15 protein-coding genes are annotated in these 22,613 nt (G+C 66.6%); 11 read left to right on the forward strand and 4 right to left on the reverse strand.

Features of this window, described 5'->3' with window-relative positions; translation table 11 throughout:
• The first annotated feature begins 159 nt into the window (after window positions 1-159).
• The 8 genes from RW112_RS13225 (at window position 160) to RW112_RS13260 (ending at window position 10,311) form a co-directional block, all read left to right on the forward strand.
• Complete coding sequence (locus RW112_RS13225; RefSeq protein WP_317782227.1) at window positions 160-1,149, forward strand: LLM class flavin-dependent oxidoreductase; 990 nt, start codon at window positions 160-162, stop codon at window positions 1,147-1,149.
• Window positions 1,150-1,533: 384 nt separating this feature from the next.
• Entirely contained in the window at window positions 1,534-2,553 is a 1,020-nt protein-coding gene (locus tag RW112_RS13230; RefSeq protein ID WP_317782228.1) for a LacI family DNA-binding transcriptional regulator, read from the forward strand.
• Window positions 2,554-2,650: 97 nt separating this feature from the next.
• Window positions 2,651-3,952, forward strand: a complete 1,302-nt coding sequence (locus RW112_RS13235) for a sugar ABC transporter substrate-binding protein (RefSeq protein ID WP_317782229.1) — start codon at window positions 2,651-2,653, stop codon at window positions 3,950-3,952.
• 13 nt (window positions 3,953-3,965) lie between these two features.
• Entirely contained in the window at window positions 3,966-4,946 is a 981-nt protein-coding gene (locus tag RW112_RS13240; RefSeq protein ID WP_317782230.1) for a sugar ABC transporter permease, read from the forward strand.
• A gap of 1 nt (window position 4,947) precedes the next feature.
• Window positions 4,948-5,889 carry a carbohydrate ABC transporter permease gene (locus tag RW112_RS13245; RefSeq protein WP_317782231.1) on the forward strand — a complete coding sequence of 314 codons (942 nt, stop codon included), beginning with the start codon at window positions 4,948-4,950 and terminating at the stop codon, window positions 5,887-5,889.
• 3 nt (window positions 5,890-5,892) lie between these two features.
• A complete protein-coding gene (locus RW112_RS13250; RefSeq protein WP_317782232.1) occupies window positions 5,893-6,975 on the forward strand; it encodes a glycosidase in 1,083 nt (360 codons plus the stop codon).
• A 5-nt stretch (window positions 6,976-6,980) separates the two neighbouring features.
• Entirely contained in the window at window positions 6,981-9,077 is a 2,097-nt protein-coding gene (locus RW112_RS13255; RefSeq protein ID WP_317782233.1) for a hypothetical protein, read from the forward strand.
• 133 nt (window positions 9,078-9,210) lie between these two features.
• On the forward strand, window positions 9,211-10,311 hold the full coding sequence (locus RW112_RS13260; RefSeq protein ID WP_317782234.1) for a fused response regulator/phosphatase: 1,101 nt from the start codon (window positions 9,211-9,213) through the stop codon (window positions 10,309-10,311).
• Window positions 10,312-10,458: 147 nt separating this feature from the next.
• On the opposite strand, the gene RW112_RS13265 is transcribed toward RW112_RS13260, so the two are convergent.
• The gene (locus RW112_RS13265; RefSeq protein WP_317782235.1) at window positions 10,459-11,682 is read right to left on the reverse strand and encodes a transposase family protein; all 1,224 of its coding nucleotides are present in this window, start codon (window positions 11,680-11,682) and stop codon (window positions 10,459-10,461) included.
• Between the two features lie 244 nt (window positions 11,683-11,926).
• Between RW112_RS13265 and RW112_RS13270 the strand changes: the two genes are divergently transcribed.
• Window positions 11,927-14,554: a trehalase-like domain-containing protein gene (locus RW112_RS13270; RefSeq protein ID WP_317782236.1), complete on the forward strand. Its 2,628-nt coding sequence runs from the start codon at window positions 11,927-11,929 to the stop codon at window positions 14,552-14,554.
• On the opposite strand, the gene RW112_RS13275 is transcribed toward RW112_RS13270, so the two are convergent.
• The 3 genes from RW112_RS13275 to RW112_RS13285 all read right to left on the reverse strand — a co-directional run bounded on the left by RW112_RS13275 (window position 14,551) and on the right by RW112_RS13285 (window position 17,081).
• Window positions 14,551-15,474: an AEC family transporter gene (locus RW112_RS13275; RefSeq protein ID WP_317782237.1), complete on the reverse strand. Its 924-nt coding sequence runs from the start codon at window positions 15,472-15,474 to the stop codon at window positions 14,551-14,553. The two genes, RW112_RS13270 and RW112_RS13275, sit on opposite strands and share 4 nt — an antisense overlap.
• A 178-nt stretch (window positions 15,475-15,652) precedes the next feature.
• Window positions 15,653-16,081, reverse strand: coding sequence for an aspartate 1-decarboxylase (panD, locus tag RW112_RS13280; RefSeq protein WP_305942670.1), 429 nt, complete (start codon window positions 16,079-16,081; stop codon window positions 15,653-15,655).
• A 64-nt stretch (window positions 16,082-16,145) separates the two neighbouring features.
• Window positions 16,146-17,081: a LysR family transcriptional regulator gene (locus tag RW112_RS13285; RefSeq protein WP_317782238.1), complete on the reverse strand. Its 936-nt coding sequence runs from the start codon at window positions 17,079-17,081 to the stop codon at window positions 16,146-16,148.
• A 141-nt stretch (window positions 17,082-17,222) separates the two neighbouring features.
• Between RW112_RS13285 and RW112_RS13290 the strand changes: the two genes are divergently transcribed.
• Window positions 17,223-18,686, forward strand: coding sequence for an amino acid permease (locus RW112_RS13290; RefSeq protein WP_317782239.1), 1,464 nt, complete (start codon window positions 17,223-17,225; stop codon window positions 18,684-18,686).
• 334 nt (window positions 18,687-19,020) lie between these two features.
• Window positions 19,021-22,566 carry a bifunctional proline dehydrogenase/L-glutamate gamma-semialdehyde dehydrogenase gene (locus tag RW112_RS13295; protein ID WP_317782240.1) on the forward strand — a complete coding sequence of 1,182 codons (3,546 nt, stop codon included), beginning with the start codon at window positions 19,021-19,023 and terminating at the stop codon, window positions 22,564-22,566.
• Window positions 22,567-22,613: the final 47 nt, after the last annotated feature.

Here is a 22,613-nt window from a genome sequence, read left to right on the forward strand (position 1 = left end):
GAGCGGGGCTGCCGGAATCGGCGGCCCCGCTCCCGCGTGTCCGGCGCCACGGTGGCCTGCAGAAATAACCCGGGCGCCGCCGTCGTTGTCGCCAGTGTGCCCGTTCCGCCACCGGAGCGGGCCGCCCGCTACGCACCGCTACGAAAGGCCGGCTCCTCCGTGACTGTTCCGCTTTCCATCCTTGACCTGGCCACCATCGCTAAGGGCCAGACGGCGGCCGAAAGCTTCGCCGGGAGCGTGGCAATGGCGCAGCGGGCGGAAGAGCTGGGTTATCGGCGGGTCTGGTACGCGGAGCACCACAACATGTCTTCCATCGCGTCATCGGCCACGAGCGTCCTGATCGCCCACATCGCGGCTAACACCAGCAGCATCAGGCTGGGTGCCGGCGGTGTGATGCTGCCGAACCACTCCCCGCTGACCATCGCCGAGCAGTTCGGCACGCTGGAGACGCTTCACCCGGGACGCATCGATCTGGGCCTGGGCCGCGCCCCCGGCAGTGACCAGAACACCATGCGCGCGCTCCGCCGCGACCCGATGTCCGCGGACAGCTTCCCGCAGGACGTCCTGGAACTGCAGGGCTACCTCACCGGCCCCACACGCATCCAGAGCGTGGAGGCGACGCCGGGCAAGGGCACCAACGTGCCGCTGTACATCCTGGGGTCCTCACTTTTCGGGGCCCGGCTGGCAGCGCAGCTTGGCCTTCCCTACGCCTTTGCGTCCCACTTCGCGCCCAACGCCCTGCAGGACGCGGTGGCCATCTACCGCCGGGAATTCAAGCCTTCGGCCCAGCTGGACGCACCGCACGTGATCGCCGGTGTCAACGTGATTGCGGCAGATTCCGCCACCGAGGCGCAGGAGATGTTCCAAGCCACCAAACGCGCCCGCGTGTCCCTGTTCTTCGGGAACGGCAGGGTGTTCACGGACGATGAAGCGGACATGATCCTGGACTCGCCACAGGGACAGCACGTGGCCCAGATGATGAAGTACTCGGCGATCGGTACACCGGATGTGGTGATGGACTACCTGGACGAGTTCACCGCCCACGCTGACGCGGACGAACTGATCGTGGCCCACCAAAGCAACGGAACCGAGGCCCGCCTGCGGTCCGTGGAACTGCTCGCCATGGCTGCGGGGCTGGTCCGCGCCTGACGCCGCCATCCGCACGCGAGTGGCGGCGCCATCCGCACGCGAGTGGACTAGTCCCGCCGTCGGGCGTTCTGTCCCGGCGGGCGGGCGGCCGGCGTCACGCACGGCAAACTTTCGGAACGTACGACGGCGGCCGGCCGCGGAATTCCGCGGCCGGCACCGTTCTGTGGGGCCAATAGCCTGTCCTGCGTGACAGTCAGCTCCGCCGTCGACCCACAGTCGACCCGCCGTCAAGCCGCCGGCGGGCCCGCCGCTGAGCTGGCCCAAGGGGGCCCTCCTTCGCGGGCGGTCCTTGACAACTCCGCACTGAACCGGTTTAGTAGTTATCACTGAACCGGTTCAGTGAGTTGCATCACTGGGCCGCCCGATCGAACGAAGGCAGGCTCCATGGCAGTCACCATCAGCGACGTCGCCCACGCGGCAGGCGTCAGCAAGGGTGCTGTCTCCTATGCCCTCAACGGCCAGCCGGGAGTGAGCGAGGGGACCCGCGAACGGATCCTCCAGGTCGCCAAAGAGCTCGGTTGGAAGCCCAGCCTGCGGGCCAAGGGACTTTCCTCCGCCAAGGCCTACGCGCTGGGGCTGGTGGTAGCCAGGGACCCTTCCCAGCTCGGAACGGACCCCTTCTTTCCGGCATTCATCGCCGGTATCGAAACGGCCCTCGCCGAGCACGACTACACCCTGGTGCTCAGCGTTGCCACCGGCGCCGGGGCGGAGGAACGCTGCTACCGCAAGTTGGCCGAGAACGGGCGCGTTGACGGTTTCCTCCTCACCGACGTCCGCCACGACGACTCCCGCATCCCGCTGCTGCAGGAACTCAAGCTCCCGGCCGTCACCCTCAACCGGCCCGACGCCTATTCGCCCTTTCCTGCCGTGTCGATGGACGACTGCGCCGGAATCACGGCGGCCGTCGAGCATCTGGTGGGGCTGGGCCATACCCGCATTGCGCATGTGGGCGGCGGCCAGGAGTACATCCACGGCCGGAGCCGACGCCAGGCGTGGGAGGATGCGCTGGCCACTGCGGGGCTCCGCGCCGACCTGTTCGCAGAGGCTGACTTCACCGCAGCCGGCGGCATGGCTGCCACCGCTGAGCTGCTTCGGCGGGCCGACAGGCCCACGGCGATCGTCTACGCCAATGATTTGATGGCGACGGCCGGCCAGTCGTACGCCCAAACCCAGGGGCTCAGTGTGCCGGGCGATCTTTCCGTCACCGGCTATGACAACGCCGACTTCACGCAATACCTGAATCCGCCCCTCACCACAGTCTCCACCGAGCCGATGCTCTGGGGCCGGGTGGCCGCCCAGGTGCTCCTCAACCAGCTCAGCAACGCCCACGACGGCGAAGACACCGTCCTCAAGGCACCGAGCCTTCTGGTCAGGGCCTCCACCGGCCCGGTGCCCGCGGGCTAGTCCGACCCAAGCCCGCCGGCCTGGCCACCCCCACGCCGCCACTGAACTTAGCCCTACCCCGTACCTACCCCTCTGTTTCCCCTAAATAGGAGTCGCAATGAAGCGCTTTTCAACAGCCACGCGCGTACTGTCCGTGGCCGCCCTGACCATCATGGGCGCAGGCCTCGCAGCCTGCGGCGGGGGAGGGGGAGGCAGCTCTTCCGATTCGGCCACGGCCGCCAAGGGCCCCATCAAGATCTGGTACTCCAACAATGAGTTCGAGGTGAAGTGGGGCAAGGCCATGGTGGAGTCGTGGAACGCCGCGCACCCGGACGAGAAGATCGACGCCCAGGAGATCCCGGCAGGCAAGAGTTCCGAGGAAGTCATCGGAGCGGCCATCACGGCGGGCAACGCCCCGTGCCTGGTTTTCAACACCGCCCCGGTGGCCGTCCCGCAGTTCCAGAAGCAGGGCGGGCTCGTAGCGCTTGACTCCTTCCCGGACGGCGCGCAGTACATCAAGGACCGCACCGGCGACCTCGCGGACCAGTACAAGTCCGCGGACGGCAAGACGTACCAGCTGCCGTGGAAGTCCAACCCGGTGGTCCTGTTCTACAACAAGGACATCTTCGCCAAGGCCGGCCTGGACGCCGAGAACCCCAAGCTGGGCTCACATGCCGAGTTCCTGGACACCGCCCGGACCCTCGTGAAGTCCGGCGCCGCGGCCAACGCCGTGTGGCCGTCCCCGGCAAGCGATTTCTTCCAGTCCTGGTTCGACTTCTACCCGTTCTACGCCGCCAACTCCGAGGGCACCCCGCTCCTGAAGGACGGCAAGGCCACCTTCAACAGCGAGCAGGGCAAGCAGGTCGCCACCATGTTCGAGACCCTCTACAAGGAGAACCTGGCTTCCAAGGAGGTCTTCCAGGGTGACGCCTTCGGCGAGGGCAAGGCGGCCATGGCGATGGCCGGGCCGTGGGCCATCGCGGCTTACAAGGACAAGGTGAACTGGGGTGCTGTGCCGGTCCCGGCTGCTGAGGCCAAGGCCGAGACCTCCACGTTCGCCGATGCCAAGAACGTCGCCATGTACTCCGCCTGCGAGAACCAGGGCACCGCCTGGGAGGTCATGAAGTTCGCCACCAGCCAGGAGCAGGACGGCAAGCTGCTGGCCGACACCGGCCAGATGCCCATGCGCAAGGACCTGACTACGGCCTACGCCGACTACTTCACCAAGAACCCGCTCTACACCCAGTTCGCCGAGCAGGCCGGGCGCACCGTCGAGGTGCCCAACGTGCCCAACTCGGTTGAGGTGTGGCAGACCTTCCGCACCGCCTACGCCAAGTCCGTGATCTTCGGCAACGAAAGCATCGACTCCGCGTTCAAGGGCGCTGCGGAAAAGATCGACCAACTGGCAGCCCAGAAGTAACGGGTGATCCCCAATGTCACTCCGCTCTTCTGACGGCGGCCCCGCTGCGGGCAGTCCCGCAGCGGGAGCGCCGGTTGGGCGAACGGCGGACCGGCGGCTGGCGCCCAGGAAACGCAAGAACTTCCTGGGCCGCCAGCCGCTGGGACTGCTGTTCAGCGCTCCGTACGTCATCTACGTCCTGGCCGTCCTGGCCTATCCGCTGGGCTACGCCGTCTACATTTCCTTCCACGACTTCTTCTTCACCGCGCCGCGGGTCAAGGTGGACCGTCCCTTCGTCGGCCTGGACAACTACATTGCCGTCCTGTCCGATCCCGCCGTCCAGCGTTCCTTCGCCAACATCGGCGTGTTCCTGGTCATCAATGTCCCGCTGACCGTGGGGCTGTCCCTGGTCCTGGCCAACGCCCTCAACCGCGTGACGAAGCTGCGGACGTTCTTCCGGGTCAGCTACTACGTCCCGTACGTCACGGCGAGCGTCGCCGTCGTCGGCGTCTGGCTTTTCCTGTTCCAGCAGAACGGGCTGGTCAATGCGCTGCTGGGGCCGCTGGCCCCGAACCCGTCGTGGCTGACCAACTCCTGGCTGGCCATGCCAACGGTGGCGCTGTATGTCACCTGGAAACAGCTGGGATTCTTCATCCTGCTGTACCTGGCGGCGTTGCAGAACATCCCGGATGAGCTGTACGAATCCGCCTCGGTGGACGGCGGCAACAAATGGGTCCAGTTCTGGAACATCACGGTTCCCGGTGTGCGTTCGGCCAGCGTGCTGGTCACGCTGCTCGCCACCATCACCGGCGCCAACCTCTTCACCGAGCCCTATCTCCTCACCGGCGGAGGCGGCCCCGACGGCGCCTCGACCTCACCGGTGTTCCTGATGTACCAGAAGGGCATCCTGCAGGGAAACCCCGACGTGGCTGCGGCGCTGGGCGTCGTCCTGGTGATCGGCGTCCTGCTGATCGCCCTGATCCAGAAGCGCCTCGTGGGCGGAAAGGAGGACTGACATGTCTGTCATCGATGCGGCCACCGCCGCCAACAATGAAAACGGAAAGAACGACGACGCCGGGCGGCCGGGTGCCCTTCCTCCCGGGCACGGAGGTTCCACGGTGGAAAAGCGCAGGAACCTCGGCATTGGCAGCTTCGTGCTGCTTGCCGTGGGCGCCTTCGTGTTCCTGTTCCCCTTCTACTACATGTTCATCGGCTCGCTGCAGGCGTCCCCGGACACCTCGGTGGCAGGCGCGTTTCCCAACCCGGCCAACCTCACCGGCGAGAACTATGCCAACATCAACGCCTCCATCGACCTGCTGAAAGGCCTGGTCAACTCCGGAATCTTCACCGGCGGCGTCATTTTGTTCACCGTGGTCTTCGGCCTCCTGGTGGGCTACGCCCTGGCGCAGATGCACTTCCGCGGCAAGGGCTTCGTGTTCGGCATGATGCTGCTGGTGCAGATGATCCCGTTCCAGCTGCTGCTCATCCCGCTCTACGTGATGATCGTCCGGGATTACGGCCTGGCGGACAGCTACATCGGCATGATCCTGCCGTTCGCCATCAACTCCACCGCGGTGTTCGTTTTCCGCCAGTACTTCATGCAGCTGCCGTCCACGCTGTTTGAGGCTGCCCGGATCGACGGCGCCTCCGAGCTGCGGATCCTGTGGCAGATCGCCGTCCCGCTGGTCCGGCCCGCGATTGTCACAGCGGTCCTGCTGACCTTCATCGGGCCGTGGAACGAATTCCTGTGGCCCTTCCTGGTCACCAAGGACTCGTCCATCCAGCCGCTGGCAGTTTCCCTGGCCAACTACATTTCCAACGTCGCCGCCACGGCTTCCAACCCGTTCGGCGCCATCCTTGCCGGGGCCTGCGTCCTCGCTGCACCTGCCATCGCGCTATTCATCTTCTTCCAGCGCCAGTTCATTTCCACCAATATCGGATCAAGCGTAAAGGGCTAATTCATGACTTCCCCCAACACTTCTGCACTCCCCACCGTTCCCTTCACCCTCACCCGCGCCGGGGTCATCATGTCCCCTGAAGCGGGCAACGACTTCGAGGCCGAGGGCGTCCTCAACCCCGCCAGCGGCCGCGGCCCGGACGGCGAGCTCTACCTGCTGCCCCGCCTGGTGGCCAAGGGCAACGTGTCCCGCGTGGGCCTTGCCAAGGTTGTTATCGAGGACGGCGTTCCCACCGGAGTGGAACGCCAGGGCGTGGTGCTCGCCCCGGACGAGGGCTGGGAACGCGGCCTGAACAACGCCGGTACCGAGGACCCCCGCACCACCTGGGTGCCAACCCTTGGCAAGCACCTGATGACCTACGTCGCCTACGGTCCGCTGGGCCCGCGCCTTGCTTTTGCGCATTCCGAGGACCTCCGCAGCTGGGAACGCCTGGGCCCGTGCTTCTTCGAGTACAAGGCCGAGCTCTCCATGGACCTGAATCTCTTCCCCAACAAGGACGCCGTGTTCTTCCCGGAACCGGTCAACGACCCCGACGGCGTTCTCTCCTACGCCATGCTGCACCGCCCCATGTGGGACCTCGGCTGGATCCGCGACGGCGAAGGCGAGCACCTGCCCGCCGGCGTCACGGACAACCGTCCCGGCATCTGGATCTCCTACGTGGCCGTGGCAGACGTGGAGAAGGACATCCGCAACCTGGTGCACATGGGCAAGCACACCCTCGTGGCACTCAGCGAGTTTCCGTTCGAGGAACTCAAGATCGGCGGCGGCCCCGCACCGATCCGCATTGACGAAGGCTGGCTGCTCATCCATCACGGCGTGGCCGGTGCGCTGGAGAAATCCGCGTTCGACCACCAGCAGAAGGTCAACTACACCGCGGCCGCCATGATCCTGGACGCCAACGACCCCTCCAAGGTGATAGCCCGCAGCGACAAGCCTCTCCTCGCTCCGGAAACCGAAGACGAAATCTCCGGCATCGTGCCCAACGTGGTGTTCCCCACCGCCATCGAAGAAGTGGACGGCCAGCTGTTCGTGTTCTACGGCATGGCTGACTCGAAGATCGGCGTCGCCCGCCTGGACCGGGTCTAAGGCCCGTGGCGTATTCATCCAAGGCCGCGCGTCCGGTGGTCGCTGCGGCGGCCGTGTCCATGCTGGCTGTTTCGCTGCAGGCGGGCGCCGTGACAGCGGCACCGGCAGCGCCGCCGTCGTCCGCCAGCGCACTTACCGCGCCGGCGGCACCCGTCCTGGCCGACGGCGGCAGCCTCACCAACACGGCGCACCTGGACTTCCTGATGGAGACGGTCCCGCTCACGCCGGTGCCGGGCCACACCACCTACAAGCTGGATGAGATCCCGTCCGCCCAGGCGCCGTGGACCTACGCTGACAAAAAAGCGGACGGGAGCTACGGCCGCGTTGGCGGCGGGAACCTGGACCCCGCCACGGGGCACTGGACCCAGGGCGCCTACAACGCCGATGACATCGCACGCACTGCGGTGGTGTACCTGCGGCACTGGCAGCAGACCGGTGACGCCGCCAGCAGGGAGCGGGCATTCCAGACGCTGCGTTCGCTGACATACCTTCAAACCACGGACGGTCCGAATGCCGGCAACGTGGTGCTGTGGCAGCAGGAAGACGGAAGCCTGACGCCGAGCGCCAAGCCGGTGGAGCTGCCGGACCCCTCCGATTCGGCCGAGTCCTACTGGCTGGCGCGCACTGTCTGGGCACTCGGGGAAGGCTTCACGGCATTCCAGGACGAGGATCCGGAGTTCGCCGGGTTCCTGCAGGACCGCCTGCGCCTCGCCCTCGGCTCACTCAACCGGCAGTCGCTGGCAAAGTACGGCACGTATGACACTGCCGACGGCGTGCAGGTGCCGGCCTGGCTGATCGCCGGCGGCGCCGACGCGTCGGCCGAGGCCGTGCTGGGTCTCTCCTCCTACGTGACGTCCGTTCCGGACGATGAACTGGCGGCGACTGCGCTGGACCGGCTCAGTGAAGGCGTGGCCGCCATGTCCTCGGGCACCACCGGCCAATGGCCCTTCGGCGCCATCATGCCGTGGAACAAATCGCAAACGCTCTGGCACGCCTGGGGCGGCATGGCCCCCGCCGCCGTCGCCACCGCCTCCGAGGTTCTGGACCGTCCTGCGCTGCTCGAAGCGGCGGTCAAGGACACAGCCCAATTCACGCCCCAGCTCCTCGCGGCTGGCGGACCGGACAATGCGTGGAGCCCCGCCCCCGGCGAAGCCCAGATCGCGTACGGCGTGGACTCCCGGGTCCAAAGCCTGGTGGCGACCGCCAGGGCGGCTGACGCTCCCGGCCTGCGGGACCTTGCCGCGATCACGGCGGGATGGTTCTTCGGAGCCAATCCCAGCGGTGCCCCGGCCTACAACCCCGCCACGGGAACAGCCATCGACGGCATCGAACCGGACGGGCGGGTCAACCCCAACTCCGGCGCGGAATCCACCATCCATGCCCTGCTCACCATGCTGGCACTGGACGAGGACCCGGCGCTGAAGACGGCTGCCCTGGGCATCAGCCGGACGGTCTCCACGCATGGCCTGAGCGTGGTGGAAGCCGAATCCGGCACCGTCACCGGCCCGGGATCGGTGGTGAAGCCGGCCTCAGCCTGGACCGGCGAAGCCAACCTTTCCGGCGGCGCCTATGTGGATCTGAAGGCAGGCGCCTCCCTGGACATTCCGGTTCCGGCATCGGATCAGCCGCACAACATTTACCCCATCGTGAACCGCGGGACCGCCCCGGCCGGCACCACCGCCTGGACGTCCGCCAAGGGGCCGCTGGGCACCACGGAAAACGGCGGGGCAGGGGAACAGGGCATCACCGATGCCCCGGGCATCCTCTTCCCCTACTCCCTCAAACGGGCGTTGTCCGCCGGGCTGGCCGCCGTCGTCGGCACCACGGACGGCAACGTTGCCCTGGACGCCCTGCTGCTTCAGCCGCAAATCTCCACGGTGTCGGTATCCGGGGCCGGCGGCGATTCCACGCTCTACGTCAGCGCGGCCGGGTCCACCACGGTGGAAAGCGTCGCTGTACCGGACGGTTTCACCATGGTCCAGCGCCAGTACGATTCTTCTGGTCAGCCGGTGGCTGGCGGGAAGAACGACGCCGGTGCCCGGTCCGGGCAGGTGGCGGTGGCGCCCGGGGGCTTCACCATGGTGACGTTCCTGGCCCGCTGAACGCCGCCCGGTGAGGGGTCCGGCGCCGACGGGGCGCCGGACCTGGATCACCGCGCGGTGCGGGAATGGTGTTACAGGACCCCCTGGCTGGGACCGATGTGACAACGAAGCCCGCACGGAGTCTAATTGGTGCATGACTGATGAGCCGGACGTACGCCGTGCCCTGGTCATTGAGGACGATGACGATATCCGCGGCCTGCTGGTCCACATCCTGACCAAGCAGGGTTTCCAGGTTTCAGCCGTGTCGTCGGGGCGGGCCGGCGTCGAACTGATGCAGCGCGACGGCGCCGAACTGGTGACCCTTGACCTGAACCTGCCGGATATTGACGGCGTTGAGGTCTGCCGCCAGCTGCGCCGTTTTTCCGACGCCTACATCCTGATGATCACTGCCCGCGGTGAGGAACTGGACCGGCTCAGCGGGCTCGATACAGGCGCGGATGACTACATCACCAAGCCCTTCAGCCCCCGGGAACTCGGCTCGCGGATCACCGCCCTGTTCCGCCGGCCGCGAGCCAGTGCCGTCCACGAAGCCGCCGCCCAGGACGAACTGCGCCGCGCCGTCGAAGTCCAGCGAAGCCTGCTCCCGGCAGAGGGCCTGTCCACGAACGGGTTCGACATCGCCGGATCCTTCCGGCCCTCCCGCAACGTCGGCGGCGACTTTTACGACTGGTACCCGAACGACGGCGGGCTGCAGCTGACGCTGGCCGACGCCATGGGAAAGGGTATGGGTGCCGCACTGATCGCGGCCACCGTCCGCGCCGTCATGCGGTCCGTGGCGTACCGGACGCCGCTGGGCGAAGCCTTCAGCTCGGCCGGCCGGATCCTGGAAGCCGACCTCGAACAGTCGGCCTCCTTCGTCACGCTCTTCCACGCCCGCCTCGACGCAGCGGCCGGAATCCTGCACTACGTCGACGCCGGCCACGGCCTGGCGCTGCACATCAAACCGGACGGAAGCTGCTCGCGGCTGATCACCGGCGGACCCCCGGTGGGTGCCTGGCCGGACCAGGAATGGGACGCCCACCAGGTTTCACTGGAGCCCGGCGATTGCCTGGCGGTGGTCAGCGACGGCCTGCTTGATGTGTACCCCGACGTCGACGTCCTCACGGCCGTGGTGGCCGGCACCGTCTCCGGCAGTCCCAGCGCCCAGGCTGCCTGCGACGCCGTCCTTGCGCTGGCCTCGGGCCGCGACGTCTCCGACGACGCCACTGCTGTTGTGCTGAAGCGCGCGCTGTAGCTGAAGGGCGCTGGCTGCAACGGACGCGGTACGTACGCGGGTGGTGCCCGCGCCCGCCGCCCGGAAACCGGGTCTCCGCACACGCCTGTTGCCTCATTGCAATACCTTCGGGAACAGTGATTCGTTGCCTCATTTGAAAACCTCCGGCTAGATGGTGTCGTTGTGGCGGCGAAGGTGTGCCGGGAAGGTCGGGTTCCAGGCGCTGTTGACGGGTCTGAGGGGCGCGGATTTCTTGGCCAGGGCGAGGACTTCCAGTTCCGCGGTGAGTGCCAGGATCTGACGGGAGAGGGCTGCCGGCCTGATCCGTTTGAAGGCTGCATCCATCCGGATGATCGACCTTTCGGGCATGTCCCTGTGCCGGATCGCCCGTTGATGCGGTGTCGCCGGGGCGTCGTGGTGTTTGGTGACTTTCGCGCCGTGCCGTTGTTTGCTGATGAGTTTTTGTTGGGGCAGCAGGTAGTTGGTGAAGACCCGGTCCAGTTCCCAGATCGCGTTGAGTTTATCCAGCTCGGCGGCCGTGTCGTAGCGGAGGTAGCCGACGAGTTCCCGGACCCGGGCCCAGTTCTTCTGCTCCACGTGGGCGCCGTCGTTCTTGTTCCCCGGCCGGGACCGGGTGAACGTGATCCGGCGGGCCTGGCAGTAGGCAAACAGGTGATCGTTAATGAACTCCGAGCCGTTGTCCGAATCGATGCCTATGATCGGGAACGGGAACACCGCGCTGATGTGCTCCAGAGCTTCCAGGACCCATTTGGCGGCCTTGTTCCGCACGGACCGGTTCACCGTCCAGCCGGTGGCAATGTCGGTCACTGTCAGGGTGAAGCAGAACTCGCCGACGTTGGTGCCGCCCTCATGGCCGACCAGGTCGATCTCCACAAACCCCGGGACCGCGTCGTCCCACTCGGCCCAAGTGCGGATCGGGATCTGGGACTTCAGCAGCGTGCCCGGTTTGGTATGGGACCGGCCCCGCGGGAGCATCCTCGCCCGTTCCCCTGCCAGTTTGCGGTCGATCGTCGCCGCGCTCATCCGGGTCAACAGAAAAGCCTGCTCATCGGTAAGCGTCAACTCCCGCTCGGTGCGCAGCAACGGCAGGAGCACGGGCAGGATCGGGGCCAGCAGCTTCCCTGCCGGCGCCCGGAGCACCGCCCAGCACCTGATCAGCGCCGGCAGCAGGTCCGGCCCGTATACCGGCGTCCTGCCCGGCCGGGGTCTGGCGATCCTCAGGACCAGGGCATCACGCAAGGCCGCCCGGGCATAGTCGCGGTGCCAGCCGGTCAACTCGACCAGCTCATCAAGGATCCGGGACTTCGCCTTCCGGGACGCGCCCTGATACGCCAGCGCCTTCTTCTTCGTCACGGCCTGCCGCTGGGCCATCGTTAGCTCCATGAAAACGGGCATAGCCGGGAACGCCGCCACCGACAACCCGACCACTACGCGGAGGTTTTCAAATGAGGCAACGTATCCCGCTACGCGGAGGTTTTCTATGAGTCAACGCGACACGTTACATTCCGGCAATGACGGGGATATTCTGGTGTAACGACGGCATCGGAAACTGGGGGTATGTCCCTCGCCGGACTTTTCTCACGCATCATTGGGGATTATCCGAAGGACGTCGCCTGTGCCTACTCCGCTCAACCAGTCCGTGGCCGATTCCGCCCTCCTGACCCGTTCCCTGCCGCTTGGCCTGCTCCGCGCTTTTGTGCAGTCCGATGCCGCGGACGACGGCCTCACGCCGCAGCTGCTCGCTGAACTCAAGATCCTGGCCCGCACCCCCGGCCTGCTGGTGGCCTGCAACTATGGCGGAACGCTTTGCGACGCGGAGGGGATCTCCACCGAAACCCTGCCGCTGGGCAGCGCCGCAATTGCGCTCAGGGCGCTGGCCGCCCTGCCCAACACCCACGCCGCGGTCATCTCCGGCCGGTCGCTGCGGGACCTGGCGGCCGTGTCCAGGCTCCCGGCGGAGGTGCACCTGGTGGGCTCCCACGGCGCCGAGTTCGACATGGGCTTTGCCCACGGCCTGTCGCTGGCCACCGAGTCGGTGCTGCAGCAGGCGAGCCAGGCCCTCGTGGAAACCATCGGCGCCTACAAGGGGATCAGCATCGAGCGCAAGCCCGTGGCGGTGTCCGTGCACACCCGCCCGGCCTCGGCCGCTATCGTCGCGAAGGTGTTGGAGAAGGCTGAGGAAGTGGCACGCGCCCACGGCCTGTTCTACATCGTGGACGGCTCCGTGCTGGACCTCTCCGTGGTGGAACCGTCCAAGGCCGACGCCCTGGAACACCTCCGCGCCCGCCTCGGAGTGAGCGCCGCCCTCTTCGCCGGGGACGCCTCCAGCGACGAACTGGCCATGGCCACCCTGCGCGGTCCGGACATGGGCATCAGGGTGGGGGAGGGCCCCACCGCGGCGGCCCACCGGCTCCGCGACCCCGAATCCTTCGCCCGGGTTCTGGCCATCCTGTTCGAACTGCGGCGCGCCTGGCTCTTCGGCGAGGATGCCGTCGGCCTGGAGCGGCACTCCATGATCGGCAACGGCTCCTCCACCGCCCTGATCACCCCTGAAGCCAAGGTCTGCTGGATGAGCCACCCGCTGCCGGACTCGGGGTCCCTGTTCGCCCACATCCTGGGCGGTGACGCCGCGGGCCACTTCTCGGTGGAACCGGTCAAGGCGTCCCAGGTCCTGGGCCAGCGCTACGTGGACAGCACTATGATCGTGGAAACCCGCTGGGCCGACGTCACCGTCACCGACTACCTCGAACCGGCCCCGGACGGGATCACCAGCCTGGTCCGGGTGCTGTCCGGGAGCGGCGCGGCGCGGATCGTCTTTGCGCCCCGGCCCGACTACGCCAACGCACCGTTCAGCATGGAGGCCCGGGGCGATCAACTGCACGTCGTGGGCACGTCCGATCCCATCATCCTGCTGGCCCCCGGCGTCAGCTTTTCCATTACCTCGGACGGCCGGCATGCCACCGCCACCGCCGACGTCAACCTGCAAAATGGTCCCGTGGTGCTCAACCTGCGCTGCGGTGACACCGAATTCACCCACGCCGGGGTGGGCGGCGAGACGGAGCGCCGCGCCGCCGTCGCCCATCACTCCCGGCGGTGGGTCCAGGATTTGGAGCTGCCAGGCGTCAAGCCTTCGCTGGTGCGCCGCTCGGCGCTGGTGCTCCGCGCGCTGGTGCACGAACCCACCGGCGCCGTGCTGGCCGCCCCCACCACCTCGCTGCCGGAGGGAATCGGCGGCACCCGTAACTGGGACTACCGCTATTGCTGGCTACGGGACGGTTCCATGACGGTCAATGCGCTGGTGGACCTGGGCTCCACGGCGGAGGCGTACGGATTCCTGCGCTGGCTGGGCCGGATCCTGGACAACGCGCCCGGTCCGGAATGGCTGCACCCGCTGTACTCGGTCACCGGGGCGCCGCTCTCCACGGAGGCCATCATCGAAAGCCTGCCCGGCTACGCGGGATCGCGCCCTGTCAGGATCGGCAACGCGGCGGACCACCAGGTACAGCTGGACGTCTTCGGGCCCATCGCGGAACTGATCTGTGCGGTGAGTGAACGCCAGGACGGACTGGACGATTCGCACTGGGAACTCATGGTCCAGATGGCCTCCGCCGTGATGGCCCGCTGGCACGAGGCGGACCACGGGATCTGGGAAGCACGCCGGGCACCCCGGCACCACGTGTACACCAAGGTGATGTGCTGGGTGACGCTGGACCGGGCGCTGCGCACCGCCGCCCGGCACGGCAGGGCACCGGAGCCCGCGTGGGCGCCCACCGCAGCGACCATCCGAGAGGAAGTCCTCCGCGAGGGCTGGGATGACGGCGCGGCGTCCTACACCGTGGCCTACGACAGCCCGGACCTGGATGCCGCCGTGCTGCACATCGGCCTGTCCGGCCTGCTGGATGTGAACGACCAGCGGTTCCTGGACACCGTCACCGCCGTGGAACGTGAGCTCCGGGTGGGGCCCACCGTTTTCCGGTACAGGTACGACGACGGGCTGCCGGGTTTGGAGGGCGGCTTCCACATTTGCACCACCTGGCTGATCGAGGCCTATGTGGCGGTGGGCAGGATCGAGGAGGCGTGGGACCTGTTCGACCAGCTGGTGAACCTGTTCGGCCCCACCGGCCTGCTCCCGGAAGAGTACGATCCCGGCACGGAGACCCACCTGGGCAACCATCCGCAGGCGTACTCCCACCTGGGTTTCATCCGCTGTGCCCGGATCCTGGACCAGCACCAGAAGAACTAAGCCAGGAGAAGCGCCACGCCGATCATGGCCGGCACTGCGACGATCGTGGTGATCAGGACGGTGTCCTTGGCCACGGTGATGCCCGTGCGGTAGCGGCTGGCGGCTACGAATACGTTCTGGGCGGTGGGCAGGGCGGACGTCACCACGACGGCAAACAGGGCCTGCCCCTCCATGCCGATCAGCCGGGCGACCAGATAGGCGATGGCCGGGTGGACCACGAGCTTGAACGCGCTGGCTAGGAGCGTGTCGATGCGGCGGCCCGCGGCTGCCTGCAGCGGCCGGGATCCGTTCAGGCTCATGCCGAAGGCGATGAGCATGGCCGGGATGGCTGCCCCGCCAATCAGATGGATGGGTTGCATGACCAGCTCCGGCACCTGCCAGCCCGTTCCGGCCACCACCAGGCCCAGCGCGGACCCCACGATCATCGGGTTCTTGAGGATCATGAGGGCAAAGCCGGCGGGGGTGGTCCGGTGCGAGCTGGTGGTGGCATCCAGGGCCATCAGGAAGAGCGGCGTGAAAAAGGCCAGCTGGAAGATCAGCAGCGGTGCCACGTAGCTGGCGTCACCGAGCACGTACACGGCGATGGGAATGCCCAGGTTGGCGGAGTTCGCCAGTGATGCGCTCATGGAGGACATCAGCGATTCGGGCACTGTCCGTTTCAGCAGGAACCGGACCATCACAAAGAAGATCGCGGCCGTCACCACGGCGCCGACGGCCGTCACCAGCAGGGGTGCGGCAAAAACGTCGTGGAGCTTGGCCTTGCTGAGGGTCTCAAACAGGAGGGCAGGGCTGGCCACGAAGAAGGTCAGTGCGCTCAGCACGGAACGCGCGTTTTCTCCGAGGACGTTCCGGCGGCCCACGAACATGCCCACCAGGATGATGGACCACACCACGAAGAAGCCCGCGAGAACGCCTAGCACCAGGGTGTCCCTGGCAGTTTCCCGGGCAGGTTTTCCAGGGAGCCGGGCACGACGGCGTTTCGGGCGTAGGCGGTCACCCACCCAGCCTAATCAGATTTATTCAGCCTCAAGCTGCAGCGTGGGCAGGATCTCGGTATCCGGACGGACCTGATCCCCGGCTGCGTGGCTGCCCCGGCGCTTAGTTCAGGGCGGAGTTGTTCAGCGCATACGGGGGCCGCATGAGGCCGCGGGTGTGCCCCTCGGCGGGGTCGTTGCCGATCTGGACAATCTTGTTGTCCTTGTCCACGTGGACCACCTTGGGCGTATACGCACGGGCCTCTTCGGTGGTCATCTCGGCATAAGTGATCAGGATGACGATGTCGTTCTCATGCATCAGGTGCGCCGCTGCACCGTTGATGCCGATAACACCGGAACCGCGCTCGCCGGCAATCGTGTACGTCTCCAGGCGGGCGCCGTTGGTCACGTCAACGATCGCCACGAGCTCGCCCGGGAGAATGTCAGCAGCCTCCAGCAGGTCCAGGTCAACGGTGACCGACCCCACGTAGTGCAGATCGGCATGGGTGACAGTGGCCCGGTGGATTTTGGACTTAAACATTGTGCGATTCATAACGTGCCCAGTCTAACGCCCGGCGCAGTTCCGCGCTGTGACGTAGGGAACTTCCGCCGGGGGCCTATGCGGAGATTGACTCCGGAGGCACCGGCCCGGCCGGGGCAATCGAATCGGCTGTGATGGCCAAAACCTCGCGGGCGGCCAGGATGGCGGGGCGCTTGGCGCTGGACCGTCGCACGGACGTGAAGACGGTCCGGTGCGGGTTGCCTGGCAGGAGCAGCAGCTGCGCCGATGTTCCCCGTCCGGTCCAGACGAGGTCGGGCATCAGGCCTACGGCGTTGCCGGACTCGATCAGCCGGATCTGCGCCTGCAGGTCAGCCGTTTCATACCTGACGTCGGGCTCGAACCCTGCGCTGCGGCAGGCCTGCTCAGCCCAGTGCCTGGATGCCGCGCCCCGTGGCTCCATCACCCAGGCAAGCTCGGCGGTGTCCTCGAGCGAACGGATGGGCGGAAGGCCCTTGTCCGGTCCGGGGACCGCAAGCCGGATGGCATCGCCGGTCAGCCGGAGGCGGTCCAGCTCCGCGTACCGCGGGGCGGCGTGGCCGGGATACTGCTCGGCGATGACAAGGTCAAAGTCCCGGGCCCAGGTTTCGTGCAGTGCCGTTTCCGGTTCCCGCTGGACCATCTCGATCCTGACCTCGGGGTAGGCAGCCGCCATCCGGGTGAGGGTGCCTGGCATCAGCGCGAGGGCTGCGGATTGGAAGACGGCGATCCGGACGGTGCCGGAAACGGTGGTGAGGCTAGCTGCCAGGTCGGCCTCGGCCTGCTCAATCGTTTCGAGCAGGTGGGCGGTGTGCGCCACCAGGACTTCAGCCTGCGGAGTCAGCTGGACGCGGCGCCCGGTCTTGCGCAGCAACTGGACCCCGGCCTCCTTCTCGAGCAGGGCCAGCTGCTGGGAGACCGACGACGGACTGTACTGGAGTGCCTCCGCCACCTCGGCGAGCGTTCCCCGGATTTTGAGTTCACGGAGCAGCCTCAACCGCCGGACGTCGAGCATGCGTGTTCCTTCGCTAAATCTAATGAATATTAATTAGGAGAATTCACTTTATCTAATGCAATGAGGCTTGCATACTAAACAGACTGAGTAAGTCCCATCACAGGGCGGATTGATGGGTCCACATCTATGCAGGAGTCCCTGATGAGCACTAAAGATTTATCCCAGTCGATCATGCGGCGAAAACCGATTGACGACATCGAAGAAGAAAACAAGCACAGCGGGCTGATGAAAAGCCTGGGTCTCTGGCAGTTGACGGCAATCGGCGTCGGCGGCATCATCGGCGTCGGCATCTTCTCCCTGGCGGGCCTCGTTGCCCACGGCAGCGAAACCGAGCCCGGCGTGGGGCCGGCAGTGCTGTTCTCCTTCCTGATTGCCGGCCTCGCTTCTGCAGCCGCCGCCTTGTCCTATGCGGAATTTGCCGGGATGATTCCCCGCGCAGGTTCGGCCTACACCTACGGGTATGTGGCACTCGGCGAGGTGATCGGCTGGTTTATCGGCTGGGACCTGCTCCTCGAGTACATAGCGATTGTGGCCGTTGTTGCCATTGGTATTTCCGGCTACTTCGACGCGTTCCTCACCGGTATCGGCATCCAGATGCCCGTGTGGATGACGTCCACGCCGGATGAAGGCAAGGGCGGCATCGTCAACATCCCGGCGATCGTGGTCTGCCTGATCGTGACCTGGATCCTGTCCCGCGGCACCCGGGCGTTCGGCCGGTTTGAGCTGGTGGCGGTGGCCATCAAGGTTGTCCTGATCCTGTTCATCATCGGCCTGGGCATCTTCTACATCGACACGAACAACTACAACCCGTTCATGCCCAGCGGCTTCGGTCCGGTGCTGGCAGGTTCGGCCACTGTGTTCTTCGCGGTCTTCGGGTACGACGCCATGAGCACCGCGGCCGAGGAAGCGACCGACGGCAAGAAGCACATGCCCAAGGCGATCATCCTGTCCCTCATCATCGCCATGCTGCTCTACGTGGCGGCCACCCTGGTCCTTACCGGTATGCAGAACTACCAGGACATCGACCCGAAGGCCGGCTTCGCCTCCGCGTTTACCGGCGTCGGCCTGCCTGTGATCGCCACCATCATCTCCGTGTTCGCGGTCCTGTCCATCCTCACCGTGATGCTGACCTTCCTGCTCGGCGTCACGCGCGTCTGGTTCTCCATGAGCCGCGACGGCCTGCTCCCGGGCTGGTTCGCCAAGACGGACCACCACGGAACCCCGCAGCGCGTCACCTGGATCGCGGGCGTTGCGTCTGCATTGCTGGCTGGTGTCTTCCCGATCAAGGCCGTGGCCGACCTCACGAACATCGGAATCCTCGCCGCGTTCGTGGTCGTCTGCCTCGCAGTGATCATTTTCCGCTACAAGAAGCCGGATGCTCCGCGCGCCTTCCGCCTGCCTTTCATGCCGCTGGTGCCGGCGTTCGGCGTTCTGGCCTCGGCCTTCCTGATGTTCCAGCTCCACTGGGAAACCTGGGCCCGTTTCGGAGTCTGGCTTATTGTCGGCCTGGCGATCTACTTCGGGTATGGACGCAAGCACTCGCTGATGAACCCGGACAGCCCCCGGCACGAAGAGGCCGTCGAGATGCACCGCCCCCTGGCGTAGCCAGCGGACGCTCTCTCACTTCCTGCCACACCTAACCGGACGCTCTCTCAGATCCGGTGCCATATCGACGAACCCTCTCTCACTCCGGTGGGAGGGGGTTTGCCGCTTAAGCCGGGAGGTGGGAGAGCGTCGCCGGGGAAGCGGCAGGGAGTGGGAGAGCGTCGCCGGGGAAGCGGCAGGATGTGAGAGAGCGTCGGAGGTGGGTTTGCGGGACCGCAGAATCATCGGTTTTTCTAATCTGTATTGCTCAGAAAACGTCGCTTTATCTTAAGTGACGGGAGGCCCATACTGATGGAAAGAAGGTCCTCACCAACGGAAAGAACGAGTGTTAGCCATGACCCACATTTCGACGGAGCCCGGTGTCCGCACCGGAAAGCCGGCCACCGAATCGGCCCTCGCGGGCGGTTCCCACGTCCCCGAAGCCCAGGCCCTGGCCGGGGAAACCATCGGACTGGTGCGCCACTGGTTGACGGAGGCCGCGAAGGTTCCCGTGGACGCCTCCGCTGAACAGCTCGCCGGCGTCCTGAAAGACCCGAACGGGCTCGACTTCACCGTCGGATTCGTCGACGGCGTGGTCCGCCCTGAAGACCTGCACGTCGCCGCGCGCAACCTGGCCGCCCTGGCCCCGAAGGTCCCGGCGTTCCTGCCCTGGTACATGCGCAGCGCGGTCCGCCTGGGCGGCACCATGGCCCCTGTCCTGCCGCAGGTGGTCATCCCCATGGCCCGGAAGGTGCTCCGCGAAATGGTGGGCCACCTGATCGTGGACGCCACGGATGCCAAGCTGGGTCCGGCCATCGCCAGGATCCGCAAGGACGGCATCAAGCTCAACGTCAACCTCCTCGGCGAGGCAGTCCTGGGTGAGCACGAAGCATCCCGCCGGCTGGAGGGAACCCACACCCTGCTGGCCCGCCCGGACGTGGACTACGTCTCGATCAAGGTCTCCTCCACTGTGGCCCCGCACTCCGCCTGGGCCTTCGACGAGGCCGTGGAGCACGTGGTGGAGAAGCTCACCCCGCTCTTCACCCGTGCAGCGTCCTTCGCAACGGACGGAGGCAAGGCCAAGTTCATCAACCTGGACATGGAAGAGTACAAGGACCTGGACATGACCATCGCGGTCTTCACCCGGATCCTGGACAAGCCCGAGTTCAAGAACCTGGAAGCCGGCATCGTCCTCCAGGCCTACCTCCCGGACGCACTCTCTGCGATGATCCGGCTGCAGGACTGGGCCGCGGAACGCCGCGCCAACGGCGGCGCCGCCATCAAGGTCCGCGTGGTCAAGGGCGCCAACCTCCCCATGGAACAGGTCGAGGCCTCACTGCACGACTGGCCGCTTGCCACCTGGCACACCAAGCAGGACTCGGACACGAACTACAAGCGCGTCATCAACTACTCACTGCACCCGGACCGGATCAAGAACATCCGGATCGGCGTGGCCGGCCACAACCTTTTCGACATCGCCTTCGCCTGGCTCCTGGCCAAGCAGCGCGGCATCGCGGATACCGCACAGCAGAGCATCGAGTTCGAGATGCTGCTGGGCATGGCGCAGGGCCAGGCTGAAGCCGTCAAGAAGGACGTCGGCTCACTGCTGCTTTACACACCGGTGGTCCACCCGGCCGAGTTCGACGTCGCCATCGCCTACCTGATCCGCCGCCTCGAAGAGGGGGCAAGCCAGGACAACTTCATGTCCGCGGTCTTCGAACTCAGCGAAAACGAAACGCTCTTCGAGCGCGAGAAGCAGCGCTTCCTCGCTTCCCTGGCAGAGCTCGACGACGAGGTTCCCGGCCCCAACCGCCGGCAGAACCGCAGCCTCCCGGCCGAGCCGATGCCGCACGACTCCTTCGAAAACACGCCGGACACGGACCCGTCCCTGCCGGCCAACCGCGACTGGGGCCGTGCCATCCTGGAGCGCGTTCCGTCCTCCACGCTGGGCAACGCGTCCGTGGAGGCCGCCACGATCACCGACGTGGACACCCTCAACAGGGTGATCGAAACCGCCGTCGAAAAGGGCAAAACCTGGGGCTCCCTCAGCGGTGCCGAGCGCGCCGCGGTCCTGCACCGCGCCGGCGACATCCTTGAAGCCCGCCGCGCCGACCTGCTCGAGGTCATGGCCAGCGAAACCGGCAAGACCATCGACCAGGGTGATCCCGAGGTCAGCGAAGCCGTGGACTTCGCCCACTACTACGCAGAGTCCGCCCGCAAGCTGGACGACGTCGACGGCGCCACCTTCGTTCCGGCGAAGCTCACCGTGGTGACCCCGCCGTGGAACTTCCCGGTGGCCATCCCGGCCGGCTCCACCTTGGCGGCACTCGCCGCCGGCTCCGCCGTCGTGATCAAGCCCGCCAAGCAGGCCCGCCGCAGCGGTGCCGTGATGATCGAAGCGCTCTGGGAAGCCGGCGTGCCCCGGGACGTCCTCACCATGGTCCAGCTGGGCGAGCGGGAACTGGGCAAGCAGCTGATCTCGCACCCGGCCGTGGACCGCGTGATCCTTACCGGCGGCTACGAAACCGCCGAACTGTTCCGTTCCTTCCGCAAGGACCTGCCGCTCCTGGCCGAAACCAGCGGCAAGAACGCCATCATCGTCACGCCCAGTGCGGACCTGGACCTCGCCGCCAAGGACGTTGCCTACTCAGCCTTCGGCCACGCCGGGCAGAAGTGCTCCGCCGCTTCGCTGGTGATCCTGGTGGGCTCCGTTGCCACCTCGAAGAGGTTCCACAACCAGCTGATCGACGCCGTCACTTCCCTGAAGGTGGGCTACCCCGAGGATCCGGCCAGCCAGATGGGGCCGATCATCGAACCCGCCGGCGGCAAGCTCCTCAACGCGCTCACCACCTTGGGCGAAGGCGAGAATTGGGCCGTCGAACCGCGGCAGCTCGATGAGACCGGCCGGCTCTGGAGCCCGGGTGTCCGTTACGGCGTGCGCCGCGGATCCTACTTCCACCTCACCGAGTTCTTCGGTCCGGTGCTCGGCGTCATGACGGCGGACACCCTGGAAGACGCCATCGCCATCCAGAACCAGGTGGAGTACGGCCTGACTGCCGGCCTGCACTCGCTGAACACCGAGGAAGTGGGACTCTGGCTGGACAACATCCAGGCAGGCAACCTCTACGTGAACCGCGGCATCACCGGCGCCATCGTGCAGCGCCAGCCCTTCGGCGGCTGGAAGAAGTCGGCTGTCGGTGCGGGCACCAAGGCGGGTGGGCCCAACTACCTCGCGGGCCTCGGCGACTGGGTCAGCAAGGCCAGCAGCGCCAGCGGTTCCGGCGCCTCAGCAGCCGTGACCAACCCCGGGGTCCGCCGCCTCGTGGGTGCCGCGCAGGGCGCCCTGGACGCTCCCGCCGTCGAAGCCCTGCAGCGCGCAGTGGCCTCCGACGCCGTCGCCTGGGCAGAAGAGTTCGGCACCGCCAAGGATGTTTCCGGACTGAGCGCGGAACGGAACATCTTCCGCTACCGCTCCCTGCCCGTGACGGTCCGCCTTTCCGAAAACGAACCGGTCGCAGACCTGGTCAGGACAGTAGCCGCCGGCGTACTGGCCGGCTCGGCCCTCACGGTGTCCGCCGCCGTCGAACTTCCCGCTGCGCTGCAGGCAGCGCTCGCCGCCCTGGACATCACGGTCACGGTGGAGGACGACGCCGCCTGGCTGGCCGCCGCGGGAAGGCTCGCTGGCGCCGGACAGCTGTCCGGCGGACGGATCCGGCTCCTTGGCGGTGACGCGAAGGCCCTGGCCGAAGCCACCGGGGGACGCCCGGACCTGGCCGTTTACGCCCACCCGGTCACCGAAGCCGGCCGCGTGGAGCTGCTGCCGTTCCTGCATGAGCAGGCCGTCAGCATCACCGCGCACCGCTTCGGAACGCCCAACCACCTCTCGGACAGCCTGATCTAGGGGCAGTTCAAGGGCGGTTCACAGCAATCGCCGCCGGTGTTCACCTT

The sequence above is a fragment of the Arthrobacter sp. B10-11 genome (genome assembly GCF_033142195.1).
GTDB classification, from domain to species: domain Bacteria; phylum Actinomycetota; class Actinomycetes; order Actinomycetales; family Micrococcaceae; genus Arthrobacter; species Arthrobacter oryzae_C.

Coding starts and splice junctions, on each gene's coding strand:
- RW112_RS13230 (WP_317782228.1), top strand. CDS start 1,534: ATGGCAGTCACCATCAGCGACGTCGCCCACGCGGCAGGCGTCAGCAAG.
- RW112_RS13235 (WP_317782229.1), top strand. CDS start 2,651: ATGAAGCGCTTTTCAACAGCCACGCGCGTACTGTCCGTGGCCGCCCTG.
- RW112_RS13240 (WP_317782230.1), top strand. CDS start 3,966: ATGTCACTCCGCTCTTCTGACGGCGGCCCCGCTGCGGGCAGTCCCGCA.
- RW112_RS13245 (WP_317782231.1), top strand. CDS start 4,948: ATGTCTGTCATCGATGCGGCCACCGCCGCCAACAATGAAAACGGAAAG.
- RW112_RS13250 (WP_317782232.1), top strand. CDS start 5,893: ATGACTTCCCCCAACACTTCTGCACTCCCCACCGTTCCCTTCACCCTC.
- RW112_RS13260 (WP_317782234.1), top strand. CDS start 9,211: ATGACTGATGAGCCGGACGTACGCCGTGCCCTGGTCATTGAGGACGAT.
- RW112_RS13265 (WP_317782235.1), bottom strand. CDS start 11,682: ATGGCCCAGCGGCAGGCCGTGACGAAGAAGAAGGCGCTGGCGTATCAG.
- panD (WP_305942670.1), bottom strand. CDS start 16,081: ATGAATCGCACAATGTTTAAGTCCAAAATCCACCGGGCCACTGTCACC.
- RW112_RS13285 (WP_317782238.1), bottom strand. CDS start 17,081: ATGCTCGACGTCCGGCGGTTGAGGCTGCTCCGTGAACTCAAAATCCGG.
- RW112_RS13290 (WP_317782239.1), top strand. CDS start 17,223: ATGAGCACTAAAGATTTATCCCAGTCGATCATGCGGCGAAAACCGATT.
- RW112_RS13295 (WP_317782240.1), top strand. CDS start 19,021: ATGACCCACATTTCGACGGAGCCCGGTGTCCGCACCGGAAAGCCGGCC.